4 protein-coding genes are annotated in these 5424 nt (G+C 33.6%); all 4 read right to left on the reverse strand.

Annotated features, from left to right (window positions below; translation table 11 throughout):
- Positions 1–143: 143 nt before the first annotated feature.
- Positions 144–1460, reverse strand: coding sequence for a tRNA (N(6)-L-threonylcarbamoyladenosine(37)-C(2))-methylthiotransferase MtaB (gene mtaB, locus ENO17_10125; protein HER25388.1), 1317 nt, complete (start codon positions 1458–1460; stop codon positions 144–146).
- A 15-nt stretch (positions 1461–1475) separates the two neighbouring features.
- Positions 1476–2609, reverse strand: coding sequence for a molecular chaperone DnaJ (gene dnaJ, locus ENO17_10130; protein ID HER25389.1), 1134 nt, complete (start codon positions 2607–2609; stop codon positions 1476–1478).
- A gap of 250 nt (positions 2610–2859) precedes the next feature.
- Positions 2860–4806: a molecular chaperone DnaK gene (dnaK, locus tag ENO17_10135; GenBank protein ID HER25390.1), complete on the reverse strand. Its 1947-nt coding sequence runs from the start codon at positions 4804–4806 to the stop codon at positions 2860–2862.
- 39 nt (positions 4807–4845) lie between these two features.
- Positions 4846–5403 (reverse strand): nucleotide exchange factor GrpE, encoded by a 558-nt coding sequence (locus tag ENO17_10140; GenBank protein HER25391.1) that lies wholly within the window; start codon positions 5401–5403, stop codon positions 4846–4848.
- Between the last annotated feature and the right edge of the window lie 21 nt (positions 5404–5424).

Below are 5424 nucleotides of genomic sequence, written 5' to 3' on the forward strand. Positions count from 1 at the left end.
AGTATCAAGCATATAGTATATAGTAAAATCAGTATCAAGATCAGTAAAAAAAAGATATAGTTTTCTTTCTATCTTTCTCATTCTTGGCTCGATATACTGGATACTAATTTTCTCTATGCTCCAATCTAATTATAACCTAAACACTAATTTAAAGCCGAAGAAAGAATATAATTAGAACAGATTTGATTTAATTTGACACGAACAATGTCACCCTTTTTACCGACATAATCGGGAATCATTATTTTGAGGTAATTAGAGGTAATACCTTTGGAGTATATTTTTCCTTCTTGGTCTTTTGTTTGACCTTCAACCAAAATTTCAGCAATGCTATCAAGGAATTTTTTTTGAAAATCGTGTAACAATTTTTTAGATAATTCCTGCAATAATTTACTTCTTTCTTTTTTGCTTATATTATCGACTTTAACGGGTAATAAAGCCGCTAAACATTCTTTACGATCGGAATAGGGAAAAACGTGTATTTTTGCAAAGCAATTTTTTCGGGCAAAATTAAATGTTTTCTCAAAACTATTACTATCTTCATAGGGAAAACCCACCATAATATCAGTAGTAATTGCTATGTCGGGTATGGCTTTTTTTATCAGAGAAATTTTTTGGTAGAAATTCGAAGTATTATAAGGGCGGTTCATAAGACGAAGAATTTGGTCATCGCCACTTTGCAGAGGAATATGCAAGTGATGGCAAAATTTAGAACATTGTTCGATAATATTCAATAATTCTGAATCGAGATCAATTAATTCAATTGAACTTAAGCGAATTCTTTTTATTTTTTCAAAATTACTAATCAGAGAAATTAATTTTGCTAAATTTATATTATTCTTGCTTATATCTTTACCATAAGAACCCAAATTAATTCCTGAGAGGACTACTTCTTTAACTCCGTTATTACATAAATCAGATACTTCTTCCATTATATCTTCCACAGATCTACTTCGAGCAGGACCTCTAACATAGGGAACTTTACAATAAGTACAAAATCTATTGCAGCCATCTTGTATCTTTAGCCAAGCGCGGGTATGTAAGCTGCTAAATTCATTTTTCAGAATATGGTCGTATTTTTTAAGATATTTTGCCGGCTTTACGCTTATCGTTGTTTTATTAAAATCAATTTTTTCTATTTGTTGTAAAATATCACTTTTTTCCCCATTACCTGCTATCAGACTTATCCCTTGTATATTTTGTAACTCTCCATAATCAGATTGGGCATAGCAGCCGGTGACAATTATCTTTGATTTTCCGTTTTGACGAATGGCATTCCTTATCATCTGTCTGGATTTTCGATCCGCTTCTTGAGTAACGGTACAAGTATTGATGATATAGATATCAGCTTTTTGATGAAAATTTACTAATTGGAAGCCTTTTTCTATAAAAAGATTAATCAGACTTTCTGTTTCGTATTGATTTATTTTACATCCGAGTGTTTTGAAGGCAACTTTAATAATAAATGGCTCCTCTTTTTATCCAAAAGCATTTTTGAATTTAGCAAAAATACCTTTTTCTCCTAATTTTTCCAGGTCTTCGCCATCTAATTTTGCATATTCTAATAATAAATCTTTTTGCTTTTCATTCATCTTTTTAGGAATTTCTACTATAATTTTAATATATTGATTCCCTCTCTGCTGAGTTCCAATTTTATAAATTCCTTTTCCTCGAAGTCTAAATACGCTATTTGGTTGGGTGCCAGCAGGTATTTTTAGCTTTGCTTTTTCTTCCAGAGTAGGGACAGTAGTAGTTCCGCCTAAGGCAGCTTTTATAAAACTAATTGGATGGGTATAACTTATGTCTATCCCTGATCGTTTAAATAGCTTATGGGGTTTAACTTGTAAAACGATATATAAATCACCAGATGGACCACCTTTTTCTCCCGGTTCTCCCATTTCAGAAATTCTTAATCTATGTCCGGTATCAACACCAGCAGGGATTTTTACCTTTATACTTTTATTTTTCTTTACTTTTCCTGTACCTCGGCAATTGATGCAAGCTTCCTTTATTATTTTACCTTCACCTCCACACCGAGGGCAGGTATTTATATTCACAAATTGACCAAACATTGTACTTTGAGTGCTTTTAATCTCGCCCGTTCCATGGCAATCAGGGCAAGTCTGGGGAGATGTTCCTGGTTTTGCTCCACTTCCTTGACATACCGAGCAATTCTCCCAACCCGGAATTTCTATTTTAGTTTCTTTTCCAAAAGCAGCATCTTCAAAGCTAATTTCTAAATTATATCTTAAATTAGCTCCTCTTTGAGGACGAGCTCTTCCATCGCTTCTTCGAGTTCTTGTTCCAAAAAAAGAATCAAAAATATCACCAAAATCTCCAAAGTTACCGAAATCACTAGAACCTCTTCCCTGAAAATCAAATCCACCCATACCTTCGGCTGACCCAAATTGATCGTACCTTGCTCTTTTTTCCGGGTCGCTAAGCACTTGATAGGCTTCATTGATTTCTTTAAACTTGTTTTCCGTATCGCCATCAGATGAATTTCTATCAGGGTGATATTTTAGAGCAAGATTTCTGTATGCTTTTTTTATTTCTTCCGGAGTAGCTTCTTTTTTCACTCCCAAGATTTCATAGTAATCTTTTTTTGTCAATTAATGGTCCCCTCTTTAAATTCAAGTTGTTTATTGTCTAATTAGCTAACTGATTAATGAGTTATAAATATAAATTTTCAACCCAACTATTGCTAAAATGAGCAATAATATTATTATCGAAATATGTGTCACTTCAATATTTCTTATTCAAGAAGGGGGATCGATTCATTTCCTCTTAAACAGATAGATTTGATGAATTGAGCCCCCATATCTTACATTCAACTTTTCTTTATCAAATTTTAGTGAATAGCTAATCTTTCTTGTTATCGTCCTTCTCTACTTCATAATCAGCATCGACTACCTTCTCTTCATCTTTCTTCTCTTCACTTTCAGATTGCTCTTTCTCTTCACTCTCCTTGGCCGTCTCCTGTTGTTGAGTTTGCTCCGCTGCTTTCTTATAAATTTCCTCAGCAAGTTTATGGGAAGAGGTAGTTAACTTTTCAATGCCCGATTTGATATTTTCTGCATTGTCTTTTTCCAAGGCTTCTTTTAGATCTTTAATATCTGAATTTATCCTATTTTTTTCTTCTTCACTAACTTTATCTCCGGATTCTTTAAGTGTTTTCTCCACAGAATAGATCAAGGTATCTGCTTGATTTCGAAGTTCTATTTTTTCTTTCATTTTTTTATCATCTTCAGCATACTTTTCTGCCTCTTTAACCTTTTTATTTATCTCCTCATCGCTTAATCCGCTGGAAGCAGTAATAGTGATTTTCTGTTCTTTCTGAGTGCCTAAATCTTTGGCTTTAACATTGAGAATACCGTTTGTATCGATATCGAAAGTTACTTCAATTTGAGGAATTCCTCTTGGTGCCGAAGGTATGCCAGCTAACTGAAATCGCCCTAAACTGGTATTGTCTTTAGCCATAGACCTTTCGCCTTGTAAGATATTTATATCAACGGCTGATTGATTATCAGCAGCAGTGGAAAATATCTGACTTTTGGAGGTAGGAATGGTAGTATTTCTATCAATTAACCTGGTACACACTCCGCCCAAAGTTTCTATACCTAAAGATAGTGGTGTAACATCCAATAATAAAATATCTTTCTTTACCTCGCCTCCTAAAATACCAGCTTGAATGGCAGCTCCCATAGCCACTACTTCATCAGGATTAACTCCTTTATTCGCTTCTTTTCCGAATATCTTTCTTACAGTTTCCTGTACTTTAGGCATCCGGGTTTGTCCACCCACTAAGATGACTTCATCTATATCCTCTGCTTTTAATTTAGCATCTTCCAGAGCTTTATGACATGGTTCAATGGTGCTCTCAATAAGATCTTCGGTAAGCTGTTCTAATTTTGCTCTGGTCAGAGTGATGTTCAAATGTTTTGGACCATTGGCATCAGCAGTGATGAAAGGTAAATTAATCTCAGTTTCCAAGGATGAAGATAATTCACATTTTGCTTTCTCTGCTGATTCTTTTAATCTTTGCAAAGCCATCTGATCATTTTTTAGATCTATGCCATTTTCTTTTTTGAAACTGTCCACCAACCATTGTATTACTCTTTGGTCAAAATCATCGCCACCTAAAAAAGTGTTTCCATTAGTTGACTTAACTTCATAAACTCTTTCTTCACCAATATCTAAAATAGATATGTCAAAGGTTCCGCCACCTAGGTCATATACTGCTACTTTTTCATTTTTTTTCCGGTCAAATCCGTAGGCAAAAGCAGCTGCTGTCGGTTCATTAATAATCCTAACCACATTTAAGCCGGCAATTTTTCCAGCGCTTTTAGTGGCTTCTCTTTGATTGTCGTTAAAGTAAGCGGGCACAGTAATAACTGCATCACTTATTTTCTCTCCGATATGATCTTCAGCATCTTTTTTAAGTTTTTGTAGGATCATTGCTGAAATTTCTTGTGGGCTGTAATCTTTTCCCTGAATTTCGATTTTAATATCAGTATGTTCCCCCGGGATAACTTTAAAAGGCAGCATTTTTTTCGCTCTTTTTACTTGCTCATCATTATATCTTCTGCCAATTAGTCTTTTAACCGAAAATATTGTATTATCAGGATTAGTAACCGCTTGTCTTTTAGCAAGTAGACCCACTAACCTTTCCCCTTTTTTAGTAAAGGCAACCATAGAAGGAGTCGTTCTGCCTCCCTCTGCATTTTCTATAATAACCGGTTTGCCTCCTTCTATCACTGCTACTGCTGAATTAGTTGTTCCTAAATCAATTCCAATTATTTTTCCCATTTTATTATTTCTCCTTTTCTTAATTTTCTTTCATTTAAATTATTTTTTATTAGTATCTTCTTTTTCCTGTTCTTTTTCTTGTTCTTTTTCTTTTGTAGAAACCGACACTTTTACCATTGCCGGTCTTAATACTTTTGACTTTATATAGTAACCCTTTCGGAATTCTTCTGTTACCGTATTGTCAAAATATTTATCTGTTTCTATTTTCATTACCGCTTCATGTTTAGAAGGGTCAAATTGATGACCAATTGAATGCATAGGTTTAACCCCTTCTTTTTGTAAAATATTTTGGAATTCTTTTAAAGTATTATTGATGCCTTTCTTAATTGACTGGGCATCTGTATCCTTTTCAACAGAATCCGAAGCTCTTTCTAAATTATCCACCACAGATAATAAATTATGTATTAGCCCTTCGTTTGCAAATTCAATGAAATCCTTTTGTTTTTTTTCTTGGCGTTTTTTATAATTATCAAAATCAGCTTGTAATCTTTCCAAGTGCTTCAGATATTCTTTAGATAAATCCTCTTTTTCTTGAACTATTTTGTTAGTTTCTAATAATTCCTCTTGTAATTTTTTTAACATTTCTTCTTTTTCCATTAATTTTATAATTATTTCACT

The sequence above is a fragment of the Candidatus Atribacteria bacterium genome (assembly GCA_011056645.1).
GTDB classification, from domain to species: domain Bacteria; phylum Atribacterota; class Phoenicimicrobiia; order Phoenicimicrobiales; family Phoenicimicrobiaceae; genus Sediminicultor; species Sediminicultor quartus.